This is a genomic window from Chthonomonas sp., assembly GCA_016788115.1.
Taxonomy (GTDB): Bacteria; Armatimonadota; Fimbriimonadia; order Fimbriimonadales; family Fimbriimonadaceae; genus UBA2391.
The window spans coordinates 54,273-77,785 of record JAEURR010000008.1; the positions used below are offsets into that span (position 1 = coordinate 54,273).

21 protein-coding genes are annotated in these 23,513 nt (G+C 56.4%); 16 read left to right on the forward strand and 5 right to left on the reverse strand.

Annotated features, from left to right (window positions below; translation table 11 throughout):
* The first annotated feature begins 26 nt into the window (after window positions 1-26).
* Genes JNM85_09675 through JNM85_09700 form a run of 6 tightly spaced genes read left to right on the forward strand, consistent with a single transcriptional unit; the run spans window position 27 to window position 6,544 of the window.
* On the forward strand, window positions 27-1,511 hold the full coding sequence (locus JNM85_09675) for a metallophosphoesterase (GenBank protein MBL8088319.1): 1,485 nt from the start codon (window positions 27-29) through the stop codon (window positions 1,509-1,511).
* Entirely contained in the window at window positions 1,508-2,848 is a 1,341-nt protein-coding gene (locus JNM85_09680) for a YHYH protein (GenBank protein ID MBL8088320.1), read from the forward strand. The genes JNM85_09675 and JNM85_09680 overlap by 4 nt, the downstream gene beginning before the upstream one ends.
* Window positions 2,845-4,206, forward strand: coding sequence for a metallophosphoesterase (locus tag JNM85_09685; GenBank protein MBL8088321.1), 1,362 nt, complete (start codon window positions 2,845-2,847; stop codon window positions 4,204-4,206). Before JNM85_09680 ends, JNM85_09685 begins: the two co-directional genes overlap by 4 nt.
* Window positions 4,203-5,174, forward strand: coding sequence for a HupE/UreJ family protein (locus JNM85_09690; protein ID MBL8088322.1), 972 nt, complete (start codon window positions 4,203-4,205; stop codon window positions 5,172-5,174). Before JNM85_09685 ends, JNM85_09690 begins: the two co-directional genes overlap by 4 nt.
* Window positions 5,171-5,857, forward strand: coding sequence for a hypothetical protein (locus tag JNM85_09695; protein ID MBL8088323.1), 687 nt, complete (start codon window positions 5,171-5,173; stop codon window positions 5,855-5,857). Before JNM85_09690 ends, JNM85_09695 begins: the two co-directional genes overlap by 4 nt.
* Window positions 5,858-5,869: 12 nt before the next feature.
* The gene (locus tag JNM85_09700; protein MBL8088324.1) at window positions 5,870-6,544 is read left to right on the forward strand and encodes a hypothetical protein; all 675 of its coding nucleotides are present in this window, start codon (window positions 5,870-5,872) and stop codon (window positions 6,542-6,544) included.
* Between the two features lie 191 nt (window positions 6,545-6,735).
* Here JNM85_09700 and JNM85_09705 read toward each other — a convergent pair whose 3' ends face one another.
* Together JNM85_09705 and JNM85_09710 are read right to left on the reverse strand one after the other, a co-directional pair.
* Window positions 6,736-11,106, reverse strand: coding sequence for a DUF3320 domain-containing protein (locus JNM85_09705; GenBank protein ID MBL8088325.1), 4,371 nt, complete (start codon window positions 11,104-11,106; stop codon window positions 6,736-6,738).
* A gap of 179 nt (window positions 11,107-11,285) precedes the next feature.
* Window positions 11,286-12,287, reverse strand: coding sequence for a DUF4011 domain-containing protein (locus JNM85_09710; protein MBL8088326.1), 1,002 nt, complete (start codon window positions 12,285-12,287; stop codon window positions 11,286-11,288).
* A gap of 253 nt (window positions 12,288-12,540) precedes the next feature.
* Between JNM85_09710 and JNM85_09715 the strand changes: the two genes are divergently transcribed.
* The 6 genes from JNM85_09715 to JNM85_09740 all read left to right on the forward strand — a co-directional run bounded on the left by JNM85_09715 (window position 12,541) and on the right by JNM85_09740 (window position 18,542).
* Entirely contained in the window at window positions 12,541-12,921 is a 381-nt protein-coding gene (locus tag JNM85_09715) for a helix-turn-helix transcriptional regulator (protein ID MBL8088327.1), read from the forward strand.
* Window positions 12,918-13,304 carry an arsenite efflux transporter metallochaperone ArsD gene (gene arsD / locus JNM85_09720; GenBank protein ID MBL8088328.1) on the forward strand — a complete coding sequence of 129 codons (387 nt, stop codon included), beginning with the start codon at window positions 12,918-12,920 and terminating at the stop codon, window positions 13,302-13,304. The genes JNM85_09715 and arsD overlap by 4 nt, the downstream gene beginning before the upstream one ends.
* A 1-nt stretch (window position 13,305) precedes the next feature.
* Window positions 13,306-15,060 carry an arsenical pump-driving ATPase gene (arsA, locus tag JNM85_09725; protein ID MBL8088329.1) on the forward strand — a complete coding sequence of 585 codons (1,755 nt, stop codon included), beginning with the start codon at window positions 13,306-13,308 and terminating at the stop codon, window positions 15,058-15,060.
* Window positions 15,057-15,806 (forward strand): metallophosphoesterase family protein, encoded by a 750-nt coding sequence (locus JNM85_09730; GenBank protein ID MBL8088330.1) that lies wholly within the window; start codon window positions 15,057-15,059, stop codon window positions 15,804-15,806. The genes arsA and JNM85_09730 overlap by 4 nt, the downstream gene beginning before the upstream one ends.
* 316 nt (window positions 15,807-16,122) lie before the next feature.
* On the forward strand, window positions 16,123-17,052 hold the full coding sequence (locus JNM85_09735; protein MBL8088331.1) for a hypothetical protein: 930 nt from the start codon (window positions 16,123-16,125) through the stop codon (window positions 17,050-17,052).
* Window positions 17,053-17,315: 263 nt separating this feature from the next.
* Complete coding sequence (locus JNM85_09740) at window positions 17,316-18,542, forward strand: hypothetical protein (GenBank protein MBL8088332.1); 1,227 nt, start codon at window positions 17,316-17,318, stop codon at window positions 18,540-18,542.
* A gap of 225 nt (window positions 18,543-18,767) precedes the next feature.
* On the opposite strand, the gene JNM85_09745 is transcribed toward JNM85_09740, so the two are convergent.
* Both JNM85_09745 and JNM85_09750 read right to left on the reverse strand, forming a co-directional pair.
* Complete coding sequence (locus tag JNM85_09745; GenBank protein ID MBL8088333.1) at window positions 18,768-19,136, reverse strand: hypothetical protein; 369 nt, start codon at window positions 19,134-19,136, stop codon at window positions 18,768-18,770.
* 138 nt (window positions 19,137-19,274) lie between these two features.
* Window positions 19,275-20,027 (reverse strand): PEP-CTERM sorting domain-containing protein, encoded by a 753-nt coding sequence (locus tag JNM85_09750; GenBank protein MBL8088334.1) that lies wholly within the window; start codon window positions 20,025-20,027, stop codon window positions 19,275-19,277.
* 145 nt (window positions 20,028-20,172) lie between these two features.
* Here JNM85_09750 and JNM85_09755 point away from each other — a divergent pair, with 145 nt between their 5' ends.
* The gene (locus tag JNM85_09755) at window positions 20,173-20,592 is read left to right on the forward strand and encodes a hypothetical protein (GenBank protein MBL8088335.1); all 420 of its coding nucleotides are present in this window, start codon (window positions 20,173-20,175) and stop codon (window positions 20,590-20,592) included.
* 18 nt (window positions 20,593-20,610) lie between these two features.
* Here JNM85_09755 and JNM85_09760 read toward each other — a convergent pair whose 3' ends face one another.
* On the reverse strand, window positions 20,611-21,093 hold the full coding sequence (locus JNM85_09760; GenBank protein MBL8088336.1) for a DinB family protein: 483 nt from the start codon (window positions 21,091-21,093) through the stop codon (window positions 20,611-20,613).
* A gap of 298 nt (window positions 21,094-21,391) precedes the next feature.
* On the opposite strand from JNM85_09760, the gene JNM85_09765 reads away from it, so the two are divergent.
* The 3 genes from JNM85_09765 to JNM85_09775 all read left to right on the forward strand — a co-directional run bounded on the left by JNM85_09765 (window position 21,392) and on the right by JNM85_09775 (window position 23,510).
* Window positions 21,392-22,375 carry a PEP-CTERM sorting domain-containing protein gene (locus tag JNM85_09765; protein MBL8088337.1) on the forward strand — a complete coding sequence of 328 codons (984 nt, stop codon included), beginning with the start codon at window positions 21,392-21,394 and terminating at the stop codon, window positions 22,373-22,375.
* Between the two features lie 85 nt (window positions 22,376-22,460).
* Window positions 22,461-22,757 (forward strand): antibiotic biosynthesis monooxygenase, encoded by a 297-nt coding sequence (locus JNM85_09770; GenBank protein MBL8088338.1) that lies wholly within the window; start codon window positions 22,461-22,463, stop codon window positions 22,755-22,757.
* Window positions 22,758-22,775: 18 nt separating this feature from the next.
* Window positions 22,776-23,510, forward strand: a complete 735-nt coding sequence (locus JNM85_09775) for an AAA family ATPase (GenBank protein MBL8088339.1) — start codon at window positions 22,776-22,778, stop codon at window positions 23,508-23,510.
* The last annotated feature ends 3 nt before the right edge of the window (window positions 23,511-23,513 follow it).

The window sequence follows — 23,513 nt, forward strand, 5'->3', positions numbered from 1 at the left end:
TGCTGTTGATGGAAAAGTTGAGCATATTGGGTATTGCCCTGCTGGTTACAGGCGGCGTTTTTGTACAAGCGACGCAACAAGAAAAGCTGGAACGGCGCGGCGGGCAGAACTCTGGACGCTCCAGGGACTATCCCTTGCCTACGAAGGCATGGGCTGAAGGCTCAATCATTCAAGGGAATGTGACGAACTCCTCGGCGGAGTTCGCGATCCACTTCAAGAGCGATGCAGAAGCTACGATCGAGTACGGTACAATCGGCAATCCTTTCCCTCAGAAGTCTCCCCAATTCTCCCTCAAGGCAGGAGTTCCGTTTCAAACGAAACTAACCGGCCTCAAGCCAAGCACCGCTTACTCCTATCGACTTCGCTTCACGAAAGCGGGGGAAGGTGCCTCGGAGACCAGCCCGACCTACCGAATTCAAACTCAGCGAAAGCCGGGCGAGGAATTCATGTTCTTTGTTCAGGGCGATTCTCACCCAGAGCGAACTCCCAAGATGCACATTCCAGCCCTGTACGAGCGCATCTTGTTGACTGCCGCAGCTCAAAACGCAGACCTCTACATTTGCCTCGGAGATGACTTCAGCGTTGACACTTTGCGTGAGCGAACCAAAGAGACAGTGGAAGGAGTTTATACAAAGCAGGTTCCTTATTTGGGGTTAGTTGGGCACTCCGCACCGATCTACTTGGTGAACGGGAACCACGAGCAAGCTGCAAAAGCGAACCTCGATGGGACCCCGGATAGCCTCGGAGTTTGGACGCAGAACGCCCGAAACAGAAACTTTGTCCAGCCCGCTCCAGACGGGTTCTTCTCCGGCAATACCGAGCCGGTGGAGTACATTGGTCTGCTCCGAAACTACTTCGCATGGACGTGGGGCGACGCCTTGTTCGTCGCGATTGACCCCTATTGGCATTCCGCTTCCGTAGTCGATAACACGGCTGGGAAAGGGCCAAAAGACGAAGGGGGCGGAAAGCGCAATCGAAACCTCTGGGACATCACGCTTGGCGAGGCTCAGTACAAGTGGCTTACCAAAACTTTGCTGGAAAGTAAAGCAAAGTACAAGTTCGTTTTTGCTCACCATGTGAACGGAACCGGGCGAGGCGCGATTGAAAACGCGACGCTCTACGAATGGGGCGGACGCGACCCCCGAGGCGGCGACCTCTTCAAGACCAAGCGTCCGGGTTGGGATTTGCCCATCCATCAACTCTTTGTCAAAGCGGGCGTCAGCATCTTCTTCCAAGGTCATGACCACATTTACTGCAAGCAAGAACTGGATGGCGTGATCTACCAGTCGTGCCCGTGTCCCGCTGATCCAACCAACAGCCTCATCAACGGCGACGCGTATCGCAGCGGCGAGAAAGTTCCGGGCGCGGGTCTCGTCCGAGTCACCGTCGGCCCAAATCAAGCGAAAGTGGACTATGTCCGCGCTTACGAGCCTGCCGCAGAAGTGGATGGCAAGAAGCACGGCGAAATCGCCCACACCTACTCTGTGAAACCCAAAGGAGCATCGAAATGATCAAGATCAACTCATTCCCAACCCTCGTGACGGCCCTTTTCGTAGGCTCAGGCGTCGCCGGAGCCATATATGCCCAGGATGCGAAGGCACGGGCGGCGGAAGTGGACAAGTCCTTTTCGCCATTCGCACCCGGTGTGAAGACTCGCTCCGATGACAAGAACTTCTACGTGGAATCCAACGGCCTGCCCGACCACGAGATGATGACGGGAATCACCGCCTGGCAACAGCAAGTTCCGCTTCCTCAAAAGTACACCGGAACCAACGCCTGGCTGTTTCCACTCTTCCCGGTTCCCGCAAAAGAGCCGATGAGCGCGAAGACGAACTTCTTCCGTGGAGCCATCGCTATTGCGGCCAACGGAGTGCCGATCTTCAACCCGATCAAGAACGACGGTCGCACGGATACATTCCTCGCAGGAGAGCTTGACAAGTGGGGCGGGCATAGCGGTCGAGGGGACGACTATCACTATCACATCCCGCCGCTAATCTTGCAGCAAAAACTCGGGAAGTCACTTCCGGTTGCTTACGCGCTCGATGGATACGCGATCTACGGGCTTACTGAGCCTGATGGGACGGTTCCCAAGGACTTGGACAGTTTCAACGGTCACGAGACTCGCAAACTCGGATATCACTACCACGCGACGAAGACGTATCCGTACCTCAACGGAGGCTTCCATGGCGAAGTAGTCGAAAGGGGTGGGCAGGTCGATCCCCAGCCTAGAGCGACCAGTCCCCGCGAAGCGACATCCCCTTTGCGTGGAGCAATAATCACTGGCTTCACTACTCTTGAAAAGGGAAAGAGGTACTCGCTGACCTACACGATTGACGGTCAGACAAGCAAGGTCAACTACCAAATCAACGCCGATGGCAGCGTGAAGTTCGACTTCGTTGATCCGTCAGGCAACGTCAAATCCGAGACTTACAAAGGTCGAGCTGAACGTGGCGGAGGCGGGGGGCAAGGGCGTCAAGGTGAACAGGGGCGCGGAGGCCAACTCGGACCGCCACCCGGACCGCGTAAGCCGTGGTTTGTCGACCACGCGAAGGGTCTTGATGCCAACAAGGACGGAGAAGTCTCTAAGGCAGAAGTCACCGATCAATGCAAAGAGGCGTTCAAGGGTTACGCGGGCACATCGGATTCCATCAAGGTAGGAGACCTGCCCAACCTGCGCACAGTTCGGAATGAGATCGGCGGGTTCATGAAGGTACATGCAAAGGAGCTGGATCAGAACGGCGACGGGAAGATCACCGAAAAGGAGACTATCGACACGATGCTCCGCATGTTCGACAAGCAAGACAGGAATGGAGACGGAAAGCTATCGGGAACGGAGTTGGAAGGATGAGGATTTCAGTTCTCAGCGGAATTCTCCTCGGAGCGGCATCGATCACTGCCTTTACCATGCAGGGGCGGCAAGATGGAGGTCAGCGGCAAGGTCCGCCAGCTCCGATCTACCGGACAGAAGTTCCGGTCAGCGAACTCGATGTTATCGCCGGAGCAACCACCGACAACAGCATCATCTTGAGTATTCGTGGCAAAAGCGAACCAACTCCCGCGCTAGTTATTCGTGAGGGCGGTAAGACTATCCCTTGCCCCAAAGTCACCCTGTCCGGTGGGAAAGCGGTCGAAGTTTCGGTGAAGGACCTCAAAGCAGGAACGACCTATGAATACACCCTGACTCAAGGAGCGTCGAAGGTTGAAGGGCGGTTTACGACGGCTCGGAAGACTGGGCAAGATTTCACATTTGCCATTCAAGCCGACAGTCATCTGGATGGGAACACTGACCTGAAAGTGCTGGAGCGAACCCTCGACAACATCGTCAAAGACAAGCCGGACTTTCTTGTCGATCTCGGCGACACCTTCATGGTGGACAAGTATCCGAACTTCAAGGATGCGGCCAAGCAATACGACGCCCAGCGCTACTGGTTTTCCCGCATGGGATCGCAGATGTCGGTCTTTCTGTGCCTTGGCAATCACGACGGTGAAGTCGGCTGGCCGGGACGCGGCGGCGAAGACATGGCATCATGGGCTCGAGAGCAACGGGAAGCGATCTTCCCCGTGATTCGCCCGAACGATTTCTACTCCGGTGCTCCCAAGAAGGGCCTCTGGTATTCGTGGAATTGGGGCGACGCGACGTTCATCATCCTCGATCCATTCGTTGCCACCACCAGAAAAACCCGAGGTGATGAGGATGGTTGGAACTGGACGCTGGGAAAAGAACAGTTCGATTGGTTCGCCAAGACGCTCAAAGAATCAAAGGCGAAGTTTAAGTTCGTTTTCATCCACCACCTTGTGGGTGGCTTTGGGGGTGCAGAAGCCCGGGGCGGTGTCGAGGCCGCAGACCGCTTCGAGTGGGGCAACAAGGAGGAGTTCCCTGCTCAACGCAAAGGTTGGGCTGAGCCCATTCATGCCCTGATGGTCAAGTACGGCGTGACCGCCATGTTCCACGGGCATGACCACCTCTACGTTCGCCAGGAGAAGGATGGGGTGGTGTATCTCGAGGTTCCTCAGCCTGGCCATCCTAGGGACAACGCGATTGGGAGTGCTGAGAAGTATGGTTACAAGTCCGGAACTATTCTGGGAAGCTCGGGCCATATCCGGGTAACCGTCGGGCCAAATGCTGCCAAGCTGGATTACGTCAAATCGCTTTCAGGGTCGGAGAACGGCAAAGTTGTGGATAGCGTGGAGGTTAAGGCGAAGTGATCCGTGCTGTCATGCTCGCCTTAATCGCATTACTCGGGCAGATTGCTTCAGCCCACGATCTGGATTTGACGCTGATCAAGGTGAACCGAGGGCAGACCAGCTCAACGATTCAAGTCATCACGCCCCTCAGTCGGCTGGTTCATACCGCTCGTTTGGGAGATCATCCATCCGCCCCGGCTTTGGACATGGCGGTTCGAGAACGGTTGAGATTCGGGGCAGATACTCCGGCCCAACTGAACGCCAACAGTCAATCCGACACTCTGACCTGGTCTGTTGTAGTGGAGCACCAACCCAAGTTCAGTAGCAGATTTGATGAGTCCACGCCATCAGCCCAAACTATTGTCGCAACCTACGAGAACGGTGCTCTGAAGTCCGAAGTTGTGCTCGAAGCAGAGAAACCACTGCCCACGGTCACAGGCATGCTTGGAACCGGCATCCACCACATCCTTTCGGGACTGGATCACATCTTGTTCGTGCTCGGCCTTGCCTTGCTCGGCGGCGGTTGGAAAACCATCCTCAAGGTGCTGACGGCATTCACAGTAGCCCACTCGGTCACTTTATGCGCTGCTGCAACGGGATTGATTCACGGAAACTCCCGGATTGTAGAACCGGTGATCGCCATCTCTATTGTCACTTTAGCAATCGAATGTATGAGGCAATCAAAGAAGCCGGGCGACGACAACCTCCGGCTGAGGATAGCCATCGCTTTCGGGTTTGGGCTTATCCACGGATTCGGATTTGCCGGAGGATTGATCGGGCTTGGGCTCCAAGGCAATCAGCTGGTGCGAAACCTCCTGTCGTTTAGCGTAGGCATCGAACTCGGACAGATTGCCATTCTCGTACCAGGGTTGCTGCTCCTGGTTCTGGTGTCGAGAGCGGGCAAAGAGCGAGCGCATATGTTCTCATTGGCTACCTCCGTCTGCGTCGGCATGATCGGATGCTTCTGGTTTGTGGAGCGTGTTCTTTGAAGGCCATTGCACTATCCTCGTTGGCTGTCGCTGGGTTGCTGGCAATCGTGTGGGCGCAAGGCGGCAGGCAGAATGGTGTGGTCAAACCCGACCTTCGCGACACAGTAAAAGCCAGCATCTATGCGGACAACTGGTTTGTGCTCTACATCAACGGCAAGCAGGTCGCAGTTGACCCCATCGACTTCCTGCCTCACAACGTGGTCACGCTCGACATCCTGCCCGAATACCCAATGACTATTGCGGTGATGGCGATGGACAACGCCGACCCCAAGACCGGGTGCGAATACGGGACGAGCATCGGGGACGGCGGTTTCATTCTGAAGTTCGCCGATGGAACCGTCTCGAATGCGAGCTGGAAGGCGAAGTCCTTCTTCACTGGCCCCTTGGAGCGCAACACTGCCAACCCCAAGGTCGCCCGCTCCCAAATCCCGAACAAGTGGTTTGTCCCGAGCTTCGACGATTCCAGTTGGGGCAATGCGACCGAGTTTTCGGAGCAGGAAGTCGGTCCCAAGAAGACGTTCTATGACTTCGATTTCAAAGACGCCAAGTTCATCTGGAGCAAGGATCTTGCCCTGGATAACACGGTGATTTTCCGGACTCGCATCGAAAAGCCGGGGTGGAAGCCCCGGTGGACGACGAAGCCCGATCTCGACATCAGCCGACCGAACGGCGGCAACGACTGACATAGGAAACAAATGAAAAAGACACTCACAATTATCATCGCGCTGGTCGCGGTTTCATCATTCGCTTTCGCCCAACAAGGTGGCGGACAACGTGGCCAGGGAGGAGGCAAGGGACAGGGTCAAGGACAAAAGCAAGGCGGACAAAATCAGCGTCAAGGCGGTGGAAACGGAGCGGCGCGGCTGCTGGCAATGCCGAGCGTTCAAACCGAGCTAAACCTCACTTCCGACCAAAAGTCGAAAATCGCTGCATTGGTTCCTCAGCGCGGTCAAGGAGGCCAAGGTGGCGGGCAGCGTGGTCAAGGCGGAGGAGAGCAAGGTGCGAATCGCGCCAGCCAAGCAGACCTTGACAAAAAGCTCGCCGAGATTCTTGATGACAAGCAGGAGGCTCGTCTTGCGGAACTCGTGATTCAGCGTGCAGGTAATCGAGCTGTGCTCGATGAAAAGGTAGCCACAAAACTCGCAGTGACCGCTGAGCAGAAGTCGCAGCTTGCTGCACTTCGGGAAAAGCAGCGAGCCGGTCGTCAACGCGGTGGCCAACAGGGCCAGGGAACAGATCGCGAAGCCGCCCGTGCTGCTCGCGAGAAGATGGAGAAGGAACTCGACACCGAGATCGGTAAGATTCTCACCGAGAAGCAAAAGGCCGAGCTGAAAACGCTCGGCGGCAAGCCGTTCAATTTCGATAACTGAACCCTGTATCCGTTGACGGGCCCAAGAAAGCTCACCTTGGACCCGTCAAGAAAGTTCTAAGTGCGTCCACTTCGGTGTACCAGCACCCCTTAGGTTCAAAGCGCGATTTAGCTCAGGTTCAAAAACTGAACCAACCGGACGGGATTAGAACATTTACGCCAAGGAAATGTCTCCAAGCGTGTGCGTTTGCGTCATCTCGGTAGCATAATCCGCCCTAACGACTCCTCGAACCGACCACTCCTTGTCGCCACTTGGATCACATTCATCACGTGAGAAGCGATTTCCGGTGTCACTCGCTCAAAGCCAAGACTGTTTGCCACGGGCTTGGCGATCTGCTCAGTGTCAACAGCAATCGAGTCTCGGAGAATCTCAGCTGCTGCTTGTTCAATTTCCTCTGGGGCAATTAGGTCGATCTTCTTGACCTGCGCAGGAAACTGCGAACGGCTACGGACTGCAAACTCGTTCTGGTTTGGCAGATAGACGAAGGGCTTCTTGAATTTGATCAGTCCCTGTCGCTCTGCAGCGCGCACCGCATCCTCAATGTGCGGCCTGATTTGGGAACCGGCTCGGCCCTTTCCAGCTGCCTCACGAATTCGACGTACCACCTCGTCAAAATGCACAGGTGCCTCGATCTCTGCGACCTTGCCGACAAGTCCGGCAAGTTGCCAGACGGGCGTTTCGAGGAGTTCGCGATCACGCGGCCAAGCCAGCGATGCGTAAGCATAGTCGGGCACAGTCACGCCGGTGCCGCTGGATTGCGCTAGTGACTGATCGCCTTCGTCGAGCGGGTCGTCCGATTGCATATCGTTGGGCGGTACGTACGCGGGTGATTGAGGGACGCCCTGAAACCCAAAAGACGCTTCAATTGCCTCGACGCATCGGTCTAGCTCACGCTCTGGGTGTCGCCACCAGTCGGTGCTCCAAATCCTGTGGATTGTCCAGCCGCGATCCTCTAGCACCTGCTGGCGAAGTCGGTCTCGGTCGCGAGCTGACTTCGCCGAGTGGTACACGCGACCATCGCATTCGATGCCTATAGAGTACTTACCTGGCTCCGCAGGATTGCGTACGGCAAGATCGATGTAGAAGTGCTCCGACCCCACCTGTTGGTCGACGTCGTAGCCACGGCTCCTCAACTGCGTGAAAACGCAGTCTTCAAAGTACGAGGGCTCGGGCTTGAGGATGGACGGCATCGCATCCAGATGTCCTGACTCCGCGAAGGCAAGGAAGGTATGAAAGGCTCGAACCCCCTCGCCCTTGGAATCCTCCATTCGCATGTCGGCGGCGCGGAAGTTCGAGAAGACGACCGTGCGGATTCGTGCCCTGGTTATGAGTACGTTGAGTCTTCGCTCGCCCCCGTCACGATTCAAGGGCCCGAAGTTCATCGCTAGGAAGCCGTTCTCATCCCGGCCATAACCGACCGATATGTAGATGACGTCGCGCTCGTCGCCTTGAACCGTTTCAAGATTCTTGACGAAGAGCCTGTCCAAGCCATGCTGCTCGTCGAAGAGCCGAAGTGCTGGCTCCGTCTTTCTGGCTAGATCAAGCTGGTCTTCGATTGCGTCCTGTTGCGCTTTGCTGAACGCAACAATACCAAGAGACAAGTTCGGCGACTGCAGGACGTGCTCGACCACAGCCTCGACCACGACCTTGGCTTCGAGTTCGTTTCTTCGTGAACCGCCACGACCGTACACAGTCGACGGAACATGTCGGAACACTAGCCCCATTTCGCTGTCTGAACGTCGAGGGTGGGGAAAGATGACGAGCCGATCCTTGTAGAACAGGCGGTTCGATGTCGAAATGAGATCTTGATGTCGGCTGCGGTAATGCCAGCGCAAATCCCTTCGGTTTGACGACCCCTCAGGGATTCTCGCGGATGCCAGGGCCAGGATGCTCTCCTGCTCCCCGAGTGCCTGGGCTATGGCGTCATCTTCCTGATCTGGGTCGCCCTCATCCGACACCGTGATCCTGTCAAAGAAGCTCGTGGGAGGCATTTGTCTTGAGTCGCCGACGACTATCATTTGTTTGGCCCGGACAATGCTTCCAAGCGAGTCCTCCGGCTTGATCTGGCTCGCCTCGTCAAAAATGACCACGTCGAAAGCGGGCCCCTCCGGCGGCAAGTACATGGCGACAGACATGGGGCTCATCAGGAATACTGGCTTGATCGCTTGGATTGCGGAGGGTGCTTCCTTCATAGCTGCACGAATAGCTTTGTGGCCACGCTGGCGGTTCATTTGAAGCAAGAGAAACCCCATTTCTCCAACAGCTTGTCCCCTCGGAACGGTCTTCCAATGTGACAGTGCGACCTTTGTGCGGTTGAGTTCGATCAATTGGCGATCCAAGGCTCGGAACGACTCGACGATTTCCTCATGTGTTTTGCGGTCGAACTCTTGGAGCACAGGACGCGACTCCATCGCCTCGCCAAGCAAGCCGTTGTACCAAGCGCGACGGAACTCGCTCACCAGCCGAGACGTAGCGGGCTCCCATGATTCAGCTAGGCGTGCCGCCTGCTCCATGCCGCCCTCGACAACCTGCCTTGACAGCATGTTGTATCGAAAATAGCTCTCTAAGTCATCGACATGAGCTTGCCACGCCCTTAGTCGCGCGTCCTGCAGGTCTAGCGATTGATCGAGAAAGGCTTCTCCTCCACCCTCTAGTTGAGCCCGTTCAGAAATGGCATCAATGACTGCGGAATACGACTCTCTCAGTTTTCGCAGCTCTGAAAGTTGGTCAGTGAGGCCAGCCGGGCTGTCCCCTTTGCCGAAGAAATCCAAGATGCCAGAAGGCAACTCTCCAGAAGTTACGCGGCTTAGAAGGGCACTTGTCCAAATGATCACTCGGAGCATTTCGGGCCAGTCCGGCTGCACGAGCCTCTCAGAGCCGACGCACTTTGCGAGGACTCCTTCTCCCTTCGCGTACTCCTCGGTCGCAGTTCTGTGCTGGCGGATGGCACGAATTCGACGCAACCGCTCAAGCCAGGTGATTCTTTCGCCGGTGGCTACAAACAGTCCATCAGCTCGTGCCCTCGCCGGCTCGATAGAGTCGACCATGAGGCGGTAGAGCCTTTCGTTAGCGTCACCGGTATCTGATTCGAACGCGCCTTGATCATGCAATTTGAGGACGGCTCGGAACTCACCCATCGCAGTTGTGCTCGCCGTCATCGCATCGCGCAGGAGGTCGGCAATCTGCCCAAGATCGCGCAACGAATCCTGGCGGACCAAGCAGTGGGCTGTAGCCCTCTCGACTTTCCCTTTAGCGATGTCCCCATGAAGCAAGGTGAGGAAGTCAAGACAGTTTGCCAGTTCCTCGGCACTACTCCCATCGACGCTCCACCGTTCGGCAAATAGCTCTAAGAGTAAGGGACGCAGTTGGGTCAGTCGAGCTCTGGCGCTCCTCTCGGCACGGACAGCCCTGAGCAGTCCAATCAAGTCACTATGAGACGACTTGCCTTGGAGGCCCAGAGCACTCGTCGCCGAGCTCGCGGCTTCGCGATAGCGGCGGCCAAACCACCGTTTGAAGGCCGAGTTGCCTTCCTCCTCAAGGGTCTCAAGTGTGGGCCCAACCTCGATTTCCCAGGCCCGGGGTGAAATTGTGCCTTCCAAGTTCGAGCGGGATTCATGGCATGCTCTGGCTAGGCCCAAAGCTTCACGTAAAGTGCCCTCCTCCGTAAGCCACTTCTCATTCTCGACGTCCAAACCGCGAAGGCTCGGCGCAGATGCGATTCGCTTGGCGAGTGCTGCCAGAGACTCTTGGTTCCAAAACGAACCGGGCACGCAGACTCCTGTTAGTTCGGCTATCTGTTTCGCGAGAGATCGCACTTCCGACAAAGAGGTGTCGAGACCATCAAGTGCTGTTAGAAAGTCTGCGAGCTCTTCCAGGGAATCGTGCCGCTCATCAACTGGCGCGATGCCGCTCTCAATGCCGTTCGTGTCGGCAGTCCACGCATCGGCCCTGACTCTGTCTTTGTACTCTGACTGAATTGCTGCGGCCAGTTCGCCATTCAGGGCGGCGAGCTTGATACCCTCGGGATCGTTAGACCAATGTGACTGACCGAAATCAACCCCGTCCGTGTCAGGCGCGGACACAATGATGCCGACAACCCTCTCAAACTCGCCAACGTCCTCCAGGTCAACGGCTGGTGCAAGGTGAAGACGCTTTGCAAGCAGGTCGATTGCATGCCGGAACATATCAAACAAAGCGAAAGCCTCTTCTATTCTTCGTGCAAGGTCACGCTTGTCGTCCGGCGAGATGTAGGTGCGCCTTGAACCGGCGAAAGCGTGGCGCGTCGGTCGTCCAATCCTCTTGATCTGGGATTCGAGCGACGCAATCAGTTCCGCTTTGGTCTCGAAGTCGTCCTGCGTCCAACCACGCATCCACGAGAACGACATTCGCCCGTCAGTGTCAGGCTCGGGCCCCAGTTCAAGCAGGCGTCCGATGGCTTCACGGGGCGAAATCCCTCTTGCTACGCCCTCGCCGAGCTCATATCTCCCATCGCCAATGTAAGTCTCAGCTGGCTTTGAGGGTGCCCCAAGCGGAGCATGTAAGGCTTCGACATAAGTGTTCAAAGTGTCTCGGCTGGACGAAAGCACCCGCAGTGCCTCCTTTGCTGCAGCAAGTCTCGGCTCGGCTTGCTCGACTGTACTTTTTAGACCATTGTAGAAGGCTCTTTTGTTTGTCTTGGTGCCGTGCATTTCGAGACCGCATTGGTGCAACTTAGCCCGTCTGAGGTTATCGTGGACAACGTTCAGCGCGGCTCCTTTTTCGAAACGAATAGCACTCGTTTTCCCTGAGCGACATATTCGGCGATGAGGTTGGCGATTGTCTGGGATTTTCCTGTGCCGGGCGGGCCTTCGATGACCATGGACTTGCCATGCTGGGCTTGCAGGATAGCCAAGGTTTGCGAAGAGTCTGCGTCGAAGACCTCGTTGGTCTGGCCGATTGGCCGATGAGGATCGAGGCCGTCCTCATCTGTGAGCGCGTCCTCCACTTCTTCAAATTCCGTCACTTTGAACAGTGCTTGCAAGACCGGGTGTTCCAGAATCTTGCGCGTCTCCGGCCATGACCCAGGGGCCAGATCCTTGAAGATCAGAAACTTCGCGAAGCTAAAGAACGCGAGCGCAATGGTGTCCGTGTGAACTTTCCAGTCCTTTTGCTCACGGACCGCTGCAGACACTTGGTCTGCGTATTTGGCAACGTCGATGTCCTCGCTAGGGACGACCGGAAGATCAATGGCAAAGTCTTTCTTGAGCAAAGCGACAAGCGAGAGATTTGTGCCGATTTCAGCACCGTCCCATGTCAATTTGAAACCGCCCCGATCAGTTCTATCAAGCAGAACAGGAACCAAAACAAGTGGTGCAAACCTTTTTTCTCGGGAGTGGTCAGCTTCATACCATTCCAGCATTCCCAACGCGATGTACAACGCGTTGACTCCCTGTTCCTCGATCATCTCCCGTTGGTCGCGGTGAATCTTCGTCAGGTGACGCTCAAGACGAGCTCTTTGCAGTGGCGTGTTGAGCTTCTCGTCAGTTTGGTCTGCTGGCGCCTGACTGGGCCAATCGAACTGCTCCTCGGAGTCTTCTTCATGTTCCTCATCGAGGCGACCCTGCTTGTCGGGCTGGCCCTGAAACGTCATCACGCGCTGCTCCGTCACCAGGGCCGCAAACACCTGCGCAGGGTCTTCGCCCATGACTTCAACCACACGCTCGATGGGATTGTTCGACGACATAGTCCGGCTCCGAAAATTCACGAGCCGGTTGTTTCTCTCAGTGCCCAGCAGTTTGCTTCTGAACCGCTCCAAGAGGTCTGAGGTTCTGCTAGCCGAATCGTCCATAACGACCGTAATTATGTATGATCGTAGGTTCGGAGACCAAGCGCAGTTCTAAGCGCGTACACTTCGGTGTACCACCCCCCTCCGGCTCAAACACACCGACGACAGCATTCGCGTAGGACTTTATCAGTACATCTCTAAATATCTCGATGCGTAGAGGTATAACTAGATTGTGGACTCACCCATCTTGATGTTCAAAGCTCTCGGTGACCCGACTCGGGCTCGCATCTTCGAGTTTCTCTGCTCAAGGTGCAATCCAGTCGCCCTCGATGACAGTGGCGATGTTCGACCCGTCCAAGGAGTTACGGTCGGAGAGGTCTGTTGCCACGTCACTGGAAATGAGCAGTTCAGCTCGACGGTCTCGTTTCACATCAAGGAGCTCCGCTTGGCTGGTCTCATCCACGCCGAGAAGAGCGGCAAGTTTATGGTGTGCTCCCTCAGGCGAGAAGCCATTGACATGATGCGCGAGTATCTCGACCGCCAGTCAGAAGCGTGCACGGCGGGCTGCTCTGTCACGAGTCCACGAATCTCAACCAGAGGCGAAAGCAAATGAAAACACTTCAAATCTATGACCCCGCCATGTGCTGCTCCACTGGTGTCTGCGGCCCCAGTGTTGACCCAAAGCTTGTGAAGCTGGCCGCCGACGTTGCGTTTTTGAAGAGCAAAGGCATCTCGGTTGAGCGATTCAACCTCGGCCATCAGCCAGAGGCATTCACGTCAAACCAGCTCGTGCTTTCAGCGATGGGCGCAGAAGCCGAGAATCTCCCGCTCTTCATCGTTGATGGCGAAGTGATGGCCAAAGCGACCTATCCGTGCCGCTCTGAACTCGCGTCTTGGCTAGGAATTGAGGCCGGAGCCGCCTCTGACAAGCCGAGAATCACATTGCCGATGGCGTCTTCCAAGTGCTGTGATTTTGAAGGTGAAGGGTGCTGCTGAGATGTGGACAGAAGGTCTCAATACGCGGAATCTCTTCTTCACGGGTAAGGGAGGAGTCGGCAAGACTTCACTTGCCTGCGCTACAGCACTGAGCCTGGCCCAATCCGGCAAGAAGACGCTCATCGTCAGTACGGATCCGGCAAGCAATCTGGACGAAGTTTTCGGAGTCCGCCTCACGTCTGAGCCGACTCCCATCCATGGAATCGAGGGACTCTTTGGAGCGAACCTAGACCCCGAAGCAGCTGCGTCGGCTTATCGCGAAAAGGTGGTTGGACCCTACCGAGGCAAGTTGCCTGACGCCGTCATTCGCAATATGGAAGAGCAGTTCTCGGGAGCGTGCACGACCGAAATCGCGGCTTTTGACGAGTTCGTTCGGCTAATGGCTGACCCTGTCGCCACCGAAACGTTTGACCATCTTGTCTTCGACACTGCGCCTACCGGGCACACTCTCCGGCTCCTCAGTTTGCCGAGTGCCTGGAGCGGTTATCTGAACACGACGACTGCCGAGGCAAGCTGCCTGGGGCCGCTCGCCGGACTTCATGACCAAAGAGAGCTCTACCGGCAAGCGTTTGAGCGATTGGCGGACCGCACGTTGACCACCGTCGTGTTGGCCGCCCGGCCCGAGCGGTCTAGCCTGAAGGAAGCTGCCAGGACACAAGGCGAGCTGGCTGAGCTCGGCATTGCCAACCTGTTTCTCCTCGTCAATGCGGTCTATCGCACAGAGGTCAAGGACGATGCGATTGCTCAGCAATACGCGGCGGTCGTGGAAGATGGACTCTCCTCAATTCCAAGTAGCTTGAAGTCGATTCCGAGCACCGAGATTCCCTTGTTACCCGGCAACGTGGTCGGAGTCGCGGCGCTCAGAGCACTACTCTCCGAATCACTTCAAGGACCCTCTGAGGTCCGCTCTGTCAGCCCACCGGAATGCAATCTGTCTTTTGAGCAGTTGGTCCACGAACTCGAACGAACCGGAAATGGCGTAATCATGACGATGGGCAAGGGTGGCGTCGGTAAGACGCAGGTGGCTGCCCGGATCGCCCAAGAACTCGCGAGTCACGGACATTCCGTTCTTCTTACCACCACGGACCCAGCCGGAAACGTACTGGATGTTGCAGGCGAGTCATGCAGCAATCTGATCGTCGAGCGTATCGACCCGGTCGCCGAAGTCGCGAAGTACAGCGAATCAGCCATTCAGAAGGCAGCCGAGGTCATGGACGAGGACGCCTTGGCCCTGCTGAAAGAGGACCTGCGCTCACCGTGCACCGAAGAGATTGCAGTCTTCAGAGCCTTCGCGGATGCGGTGGCACAGGGCGAAGACCGCTTCGTCGTCATCGACACGGCTCCGACGGGCCACACGATTCTACTCATGGATGCGACCGAGTCATACCATCGCGAGGTGGCAAGAACCCAAAGTGACGCACCCGAGTCCGTTCGCTGGCTTCTTCCACGACTCCGCGACCCTGAATTCACTAAGGTCGTTCTCGTTGCCCTGCCCGAGCCGACACCCGTCCACGAGGCACAGCGCCTAGAGGCGGACTTGAGACGGGCTGGCATCGAACCGTTCGGCTGGGTTATCAACAGGTCCCTCCTTGTCACCGGAGTCTCAGAGCCAATGCTTGCAGGCAAAGCAGCGAAGGAGGCCGGACCCATTCAGGAAGTCTTGGACTCCTGCCGTCGCGTTGTCATCGAACCTTGGACTGCCTCGCTCGGCACTACCCCTCGATCACTTGTGACGCCCGGAGGCAAATCCGAATGACAAAACTCGCCATCTTCTCCGACATCCACGCCAATCTCCCTGCGATGGAGGCGGTCAAAGTATCGATCGAAAGTGGTTCCTACGATGGAGTCTATTGCCTGGGGGACCTTGGTGGCTATGCCAGTCAACCGAACGAAGTTCAGGAGCTCATCCAGTCTATGGGTTGCCCCACTATCATGGGGAACTACGACGAGGGTGTCGGGTTCAACAAAGATGATTGCGGCTGCCACTACACCAAGCCGTTCGATATCGAGATGAGCAACGTATCGTTCCTCTGGACAAGGTCAAACACTTCAGACTCGAACAAAGCGTGGCTCCGTGATCTACCCCGAGAGATTCGGCTCGACGTAGAGGGATTGCAGGTCCTCCTCTGCCACGGCTCGCCTCGCTCGACCACCGAGTACCTCTTTGAAAACCGTTCTGACAGCTTCCTTCGCCAATTCACACCCGATGGCGTGCACGACGCTCATGCCGATGTCATCGTGTTTGGGCACACTCACGTCCCATTCCACAGAGTCGTGGATGGCGTGAACTTCATCAACTCGGGATCTGTCGGCAGGCCGAAAGATGGAGACCCGAGAGCAGGGTATGCAGTGGTTTCGTTTGATCGAGATTGCGTCACCGTCGAGCAGGTGCGTGTTAAATATGATGTCGAGGTAGCTGCTCCCAGATTGGTCGAAGCGGGTCTACCAGAGTATTTCGCTGACTATCTGCGGTTTGCTGGGGTCATGGATAGCATCAGATAAGTTCTAGAAGCGTCCTATAGGTTCAGAACGCAAATTTCCGGATTCAGAATCTAACCGCCTGGACGGGATTAGAACTGACAGGTTCAAAGCAAGTTCTGCTGGCTCATCCATAATCCTTAGTTGTGAGCACAGCGCCTATTCAGAAGTTTTGCCGGATGGTTATAGAGATTTCGTCACCGAGTGAGCAAGCTTTTGGCCAGCGGGCAGTTCAATTTAAAGCGTTTCGGGGTGAGCTTTGAGCACCGACGACCAAGGAAGCTGTGCCCAATCTAAGACAGACCGGTACGACCAATTCGGCCTCCTCCATATGGTAAGGGTGTTTGATCAGCGCCTCAATGAGCTTGAGTCCCGTGACATGCTGAAGCTCATCGATCGGGATCGTCTAACCGACCTAAGGGAGAAGATCGCCGAATGGTTCATCGCAGTTCAGATTGACCTATCTACAGATATGATGAGGCTGCAGACTCTTCCCGAAGGGGCCTTCCTTAAGGATGCAGTCATCCCTGACCCCAATCGGCTCACTCTGCTTTACAGGGAAGCTGCGGAAGCGAGGATCTCTGAAGATCATCGCAAAGGGACTTCGATCGCGCTTGAGATTTGCGTGACGTCGCTGCTCAAGTTGCTAATAATCGCCGTTCAGGATCTTCCTCGTCGAAATCCAGACGGATCGTTTGATCGCAGTCACGCTAAGGCTGCGATTGACCCGCTTCGCGAACACCCTTACATCCTCCGCAACTTTAGGGGAATGTGGAGCCGCCTCAAGAGAGGGTTGGTTGACTACTTGAACGCAAGGACGGCCTGGCTGCAAGCTCACGGTTATGAAGTTCACGCTCAGCAGGTCACTCTCTCCGCAGATCTAGGCCAGTTGTTCTCACAGCTTGGACGCGCATTCTATGGCGACTATCTTTCGACAACCCCAACCGCCCTTGCCGCAATCAGAACGGCAATCATCGGTGCTTTAAGCCTTCGCGACGACATTGGCGTCGAGCGATTACTTCAGTTGCGAACACCCGCATTGATCGAGTCATTGGAAGCAGCCGGATTCCGCCCCTTTGAAGATACGCGAGCGTTTGTCGAACTTGTTAGGTCGGCCGAGACTTACGTGCTTCTAGGCGCATTGCCCAATCCAATCGACGAACACACGCTGCTGATCTTGGTGGAGCAATACTTCTTGCACCTCCAAACAACAAAGCTGAGCGCCGACGCAAGCTTGAAGGCAAGAGAGTATTTGAGGTCGCAGATTTGAGCGGTTGGATCGTTCGAATAGGCTCGGCAGAGGTCTCAGAGCTACTCCTTCCCGAGAGCAACCTCCACTTAGCTGAAGCGATGAAGGACTCGTTTCGACTGCTATTGAAGTTTGAGCCAGACGTTCTAGCTTCCGTGGACCTTGGGGCACGACTTCACGTCCTGATTCGGCAAACTCCGAACTCGGAGCCAGTGTCAGTTTTTCATGGGTTCGTCGTCGAAGCGAACTTTGACGAGACTACGCTTACCCTGACGGGAGAAGGCATGGCGCTCCAGATGAAGGAATTCAAGACTGGAGGAAAGTTCGGCAAGGGTTTGAAACCCGAAGAAATCTTGTTCTACATGCTGAAGAGCGTCGACCCTGGATTGACTGACCCCGCCTACATCAGCCAGTTCTCTGGAACGGGCAGCCTTGCAGATCGAGTTGAGTTATTCAGGCGGCGGACATTCCATTACGTCCTCCCGTGCCCTGCCATCGCAGACATCGGTGAATCTCTCCTGATCGGGAATGCCCTCATTTACGACTGGAAATCGTCGGGGACTTTTGATGATGATCTCATTGCGGCTTCGTTCCGCAAGGATGAACTTCCAGAAGAATGGGAACATCCCGTTCGAATCCGGATGCCAATCGACTGCTGTGGGTTCGTGGAGGGCTTCCAAGATGGACTCGATCGGAGCAACGAGGTCTTGGATGCGGTCTCGCTAGTTCTTAACCGTACAGCCTTGACCACTCAATCTGGCTTCAGGTGGAACTCATACGATCGGCGAATCCGTGGGCTAGACACTCGTCGGTCCCGTTGGGCGTACCTTCGAGAAGTTCATCCTAACCCGCAACGATATTGGACACGTTGGTTTGATGAGCACCTTGACAGCGGCAAGAAGGCTACTCGCGGCTATATTGATTCTGGCGAGCCCTCATCAGCGCTTTCGAGGGCTCTGGATATCTCACCAGGAGCAAGGACCGGCAGTGAGACACGTCTCGTCAGCGCTCTGAGGGCCATGAGGCAATGCCGAGAAGCCGAAAACCCGGTCGACGGAGTTAGCCACTTGTTTCGGGCCATTGAATACGTCGCGGGCAGCGAGATCATGGAAGCAGTTCTTATTCCGGCGCAACTCAAGGAGATTCAGCGCCTAATAAAGGAACCCATCCACGAATACCTGGTGAATATCGGGATGGAGAAGGGTGCAGCAGATCGAATCCGCAGCCTTATTGTGACCCAGTTGGCGCGTGTAAACGAGCACCCCCTCCGAAACAAGTGGAACGCTGTCGTCACGCGACTCGAAGTACCGTACTCGAAGGACGATGGAGCGCTTCTCTGGGGGCACCTGCGAAGAGCACGAAATCTTGATATCCACGGAGAGTCGGCCGCTCTTAAGCGTGCAGATGTGTTGCGTGGATACGCGATTGTAGAAAGGGTTGTGTTGGCCATGCTTGAGCATGTTCCTTCAGATCGCGATGTCTGGGTTGAAGCGACTCGAACGGAGTTTTAATGTGGATTGTAGGACGTCCGCCTTGGGGAGGTAAAGTCGAAATGGATCCGGCCCTCATTTGTGGACACACCCTCGCCGCACGCGCACTCGGCCAAATGGATTTCGCGGAAGTTCTAGACACATCGGACCGCGGTTCTAAGCGCGTACACTTTGGTGTACCACCTCATTTTGAACCTAAAATCACCGTCACACCAAACGGGATTCGAACAGCAAGGGTCTCCTCCGCTAACCAACGAGCCCAAGTTTCCTCATCAGAAGGGGCATAGTCATCCCTTGAACGATCACGAAAAGGGCAACCACGCCAAAAGTGACGGCTACGACTTGCTCTCGAAACGGAATCCCTTCCGGAAGCCCGATGGCGAGAGCGAGCGACAATGCTCCCTTCAAACCGCCCCAGACACCGCCGGAGCGTTTCCATGCGGTGGCCGTAGATCCGCCGATTCCATTGTTGACGTAGCCCACGACCATGTCGTTGAAGTCCATAACGCCACCCAATGGTCCATCGCCAATACCCAGCGCTTGGCCGCCGAAGCCAAGATCGGGCAGCCGCTGAAACGAGTAGCTGCCGATGGAGAATGCCGACGAAGAAGCCATGGCGCATCCGAGCAACGATAAAGCCCGGCTAACAAGCGAACTAGTTGTCATTTTTGGAATCATCCTCACGAATCACTCGATACGACAAATTTGCTCGAATTACCTTTTTGGTGGCACGAATCTGGTTCACCCCGCCATCTACCTCCGACGGCGGAGCAGCACCAACCCAAGCCCGAGCGCCGCGAGCGATGCCGGTTCGGGCACAGGCGAAGTCATTTTGAGTCGGTTGGTATAGAGCTCTTGAAAGGCCACTGGGTGGTTTCCGCCGATGGAGAGCTCGTGCGAACCCGCGACGCCCCCGTAAAGCAGGGAGTACGTGGCCGTGTTGCTGGTCGCCAACGTCGTGATGCTCACATCGACCGTGGTAGCCGAGACGTACGCGAAGCCGAGGCGGAAACCTCCGTCGCTGTACGGCACGCTCGTCGTCGTGGTTCCTGCGAAAGTCTGGATGGTCATGAACCCAAGACCACCGTAGGACTGAACTTGGATGAAGTCCGTAAGGGCCGTATCGTAGACGGTAATGGTCTGCATGCCAACGTTAAGATCGCCAAAATCAACATCGATCTCGAACAAGTTGCCGACGGTGAAGCTGCCAATGTTACGATTGGCCATGGCACCGTTCCAGTTGACCCCCTGTTGACTCTTCCACGACTTGCCAGCAGTATTGATGCCTGGCCCACCCAGAGAGCCATTGGTGTTGGAGTTGCCAAGCCCGTTCGTGGAAACGGCCGAGTGGAACCAAGGCCCGAACCCGAACCCGCCGTTCGATAAAGCAGCCCACCCGGAGCTATAGGCAGGATCAGAAGCATCATCGTAGCCGACGACGAATGCCTGGGCGAAGCTCGACACGAGTGCCGAGCACAGAATCAGAGAGGTTCTTGAGTTGAGCATGTTTGGCGTCCCCGGGGTCCGTAGTTGTTATCGTCCCGCTGGTGGGCGTTTGTGACCGGGTGTTCAGTTGCGGGATTGCTCGGGCGCGCTGCAGCCCCCGCACCGCTGGGGCCGGCCCAGGCTTGGGTTGACAGTGCCGAGTGGTTTGCGTCAGATTGATTTGATGGAGAAGCGCGGCAAGGAGAACCCCTATCTGCTCAAGACCCCGCCCGGCACGTCGAACTACCAAATGTACTTCGATACACAGGATGGAAACGGGGTCATTTACTGTCAGGTCGGTTCCACCACATTGATCTATGACGCGCGGTGCATCGAAGATTCGGTCGCGATGCTCAGGGCGCACGGCGATTGGATGGATCTTGGCGGTGCAGACGAACAGAAGTCAGCAAAAGAAGGGACCTTTGAAGCCTGGGGGCGCTCTCTGGAAAACCCTATCGGTGGGTGGTACGGACTCAAGAAGGGTCTTAGGGGGCGATTTGGAGTCTACGTCCCACCGCTCCTAGAGGCTCTTGGATTGGTTGAGATCACGCATGATGCGAAGAACAACCGCATCCGCGCAAAGTAGCTTCCACCCGTTCAGCGATCACCCCACGTAGATTTCCTGATCGTTCCAGCAAGTCTGCAGGTAGTCGATCTGGCCCGCGTGGAGGGTTGCATGCCAGCCAGCTAGCCCCATGACCTGAGTCATAGGCATTGTCCAACCCTGCCCGGAATCGAGTTCGGTCGCAATTTCTTCGGGCTGAAGGGTATCGAGCGCTTCGAGCACCTCAGTCGTACCCTGGCGGAAGACTCGCTCCATCTCTTCGCGGGTGGTTATCGAGGTCTCCTCAGCCTCGCGTTTCGCGAGCCAAGACTCCAGATTGTCGGGTGCGGGGCAACTTCGTTCGCGGATCATTTTGGCGAAGACGCTGGTGTGGATCGCGACGTGAGCGCCGATCCGGAGGGCCGATTTTGAGTTCGCCGTGGGTGTCCAGGTTAGCTTGTCGTCGGGAACGTGCGCGAAGTTCCGAAGAAAGAACTCCATATTCGCCACGGCCTCATGCTTGCAGTGTTCGATGCGATCCATCGCTGCATTATGCCGCTGACTTGAATCCTGTGCGACCACTTCAGGAACTAGTCAATCACAATGCCAACGGAATCGACAATGGAGGCTCGATCCAAGGCGTGGGCAGTCAGTCTCCGCTGCGGAAGAGCACGGGCTAGGACACCCGATGTGAGCGCTTGCTGGATCCAGAGTTTCCTGAATTCAAACGCTTAGTCCAAATGTGTCACTGACGTTTTCTCGATCACGCGATGTTACGATACACTTATTGTGGTACTTGCCCAATCTCGGGCCGGATGCTAATTTGATTTGGGAGAAGGACATGAAAAAGGTTAATCGCACCCTCGCCGTCTGGACGAGCATCGGGCTTGTCGGCTCGGCTTGGGCTGCACCATTCTCGTTGTTTGCTGCCGAAAGTGCTGCTGGTTCTAACGGAAACAACACCGCACTGTACGGCGCAGTTCGCCAATATGGCTTCAGTGGCACCGGCGGTGTCGCGAACTCTGGCCCGGGTCTGCCGGCAACCGCGCTGAACGACCCGGTTGGACTGGCGTTTCGTAACGGCAAGCTCTACATCGGCAATCGACACGGCAACACGCTCGGACTCGGCTCTGTTCAGAGCGCCGACTGGAACGGCACCGTCTTGAGCAATGTGACTACCGTTGCTACCCAAACCCAGTCCTCCGAGCAGGGCTTCCATGGCATTGGCTTCGCGCCGAACGGCGACCTCTTCGCCACGACTGTGAACGACGGCACCATTCGATACCGCAACTCCGGGAGCGGCTACGTCAAGATCGGCAAGACGACCAGCGGCGCGGTCCGCGATGCGTGGATTTCGCCCGACGGTAAGAAGCTGTTCGAGACCACGACCGGAAGTGTTATCCGCGTGACCGACCTGACTGCGGGCGGATTCGGCAGTTTCGCAGACTTCAACGTCGCCGGCGCGAGCGCGATGCACCAGATGGCGTGGGCCAATGGGGCGCTCTTCGTGACCTCATTCAACACAAGCCGTGTGTTTAGGGTGACTCTAGACTCCGGTTTCGTTCCCACAGGTTCCAGCGAAGTGGCCAATGTTGCCGGTGCGATCGGGGTTGCGTTTAGCCCGGATGGCAATGAGATGTTCGTCTCGCGGCATAGCGTTGGTGGCATTTCGCGCCTGAGTTGGAATGGCTCCAGCTGGGCGGACAGCGGCCTCATCCAGACCGGCACGAGCATGGGCTACCTGCAGACTGTGCCCGAGCCCGCATCCATCCTCGCTGTTGGCGCAGGGCTCGCTGTGGCTCTTCGCCGCCGTCGCCCCCGCTGAGCGAAGGCATCGTCCCCGTCTCTCAGATGCGCTGAGAGGCGGGGTTTGGTGGCAGCAATCGCAAGGCAAGGTGCATACTGCCCGCATGATCGTCCTGACTGTATACGGAAGGCTCAACCCAGGTTTGCGTGCCATCGTCATCGCCCTCAGCGAGAGGCACCGCGCCAACTCTCGCAAAGAGCCGGGATGCTTAGCCTTTGATTTCTTCCACAGCCCCGATGACCCGAACCACTTCGTGTTCGTTGAGGAGTGGGAGAGCAAAGCGGCCCTCGACGCGCACTCGGCCGCACCTTCGTTCGCGGAGTTCATGGCGGCCGTGACGCCATGCCTGGCTAGCCCGCTGGACGTCCGCGTCTTTGACGCCGCCCGCCTCGACGGTTGACCTCACGAAGGCTCAAAAATGAGCTATCTCACTGAAGTTCGTCTGATCCGCGACGAAGTCGAATCGTTTGACAAGTACCCGTTCTCGGTTCCCGCGATCCGAAATCTGGACCGGTTACCTCTGCACCCAGCAGTGACCTACTTTGTGGGCGAGAACGGCTCAGGAAAATCCACGTTGCTGGAAGCGATCGCCGTCTGCGCCGGGTTTAACTCCGAGGGCGGTTCAAAGTTCATGAACTTTCGCACCCATAGCGAAAGCTACCCGCTGGCAGATGCCATCAAGCTGCGGCGCGGTGTGTTGCGCGAAAAGGACGGATTCTTCTTGCGTGCCGAGAGTTTCTTTAACGTGGCCTCCTACATGGACGAGATCAGTGATCCAGTCGCGATGTTGAACAACTACGGGGTCGTTTCGCTGCACGGCAAATCGCACGGCGAGACTTTCTTGATGCTAGCCGGTACCAGGTTCAGTGGTGGTGGGCTGTTCCTCCTGGACGAACCGGAATCGGCGCTGTCACCCCAGCGGCAACTGGCATTTCTGCGGATCATCCACAACCTGGTTCAAGATCGTGGAGCACAGTTCCTGATCGCGACCCACGCCCCGATCCTGATGGCTTACCCAAACTCGACCCTGTATCTGCTGCAAGAGAACGGGATCACGGAAAGCAAATGGACGGAGACGGAGCACGTGCAACTGATGCGGGCGTTTCTAGATCGCCCAAGCAGCTTCATCCATCACTTGTTTGAAGCAGAGTAGGGG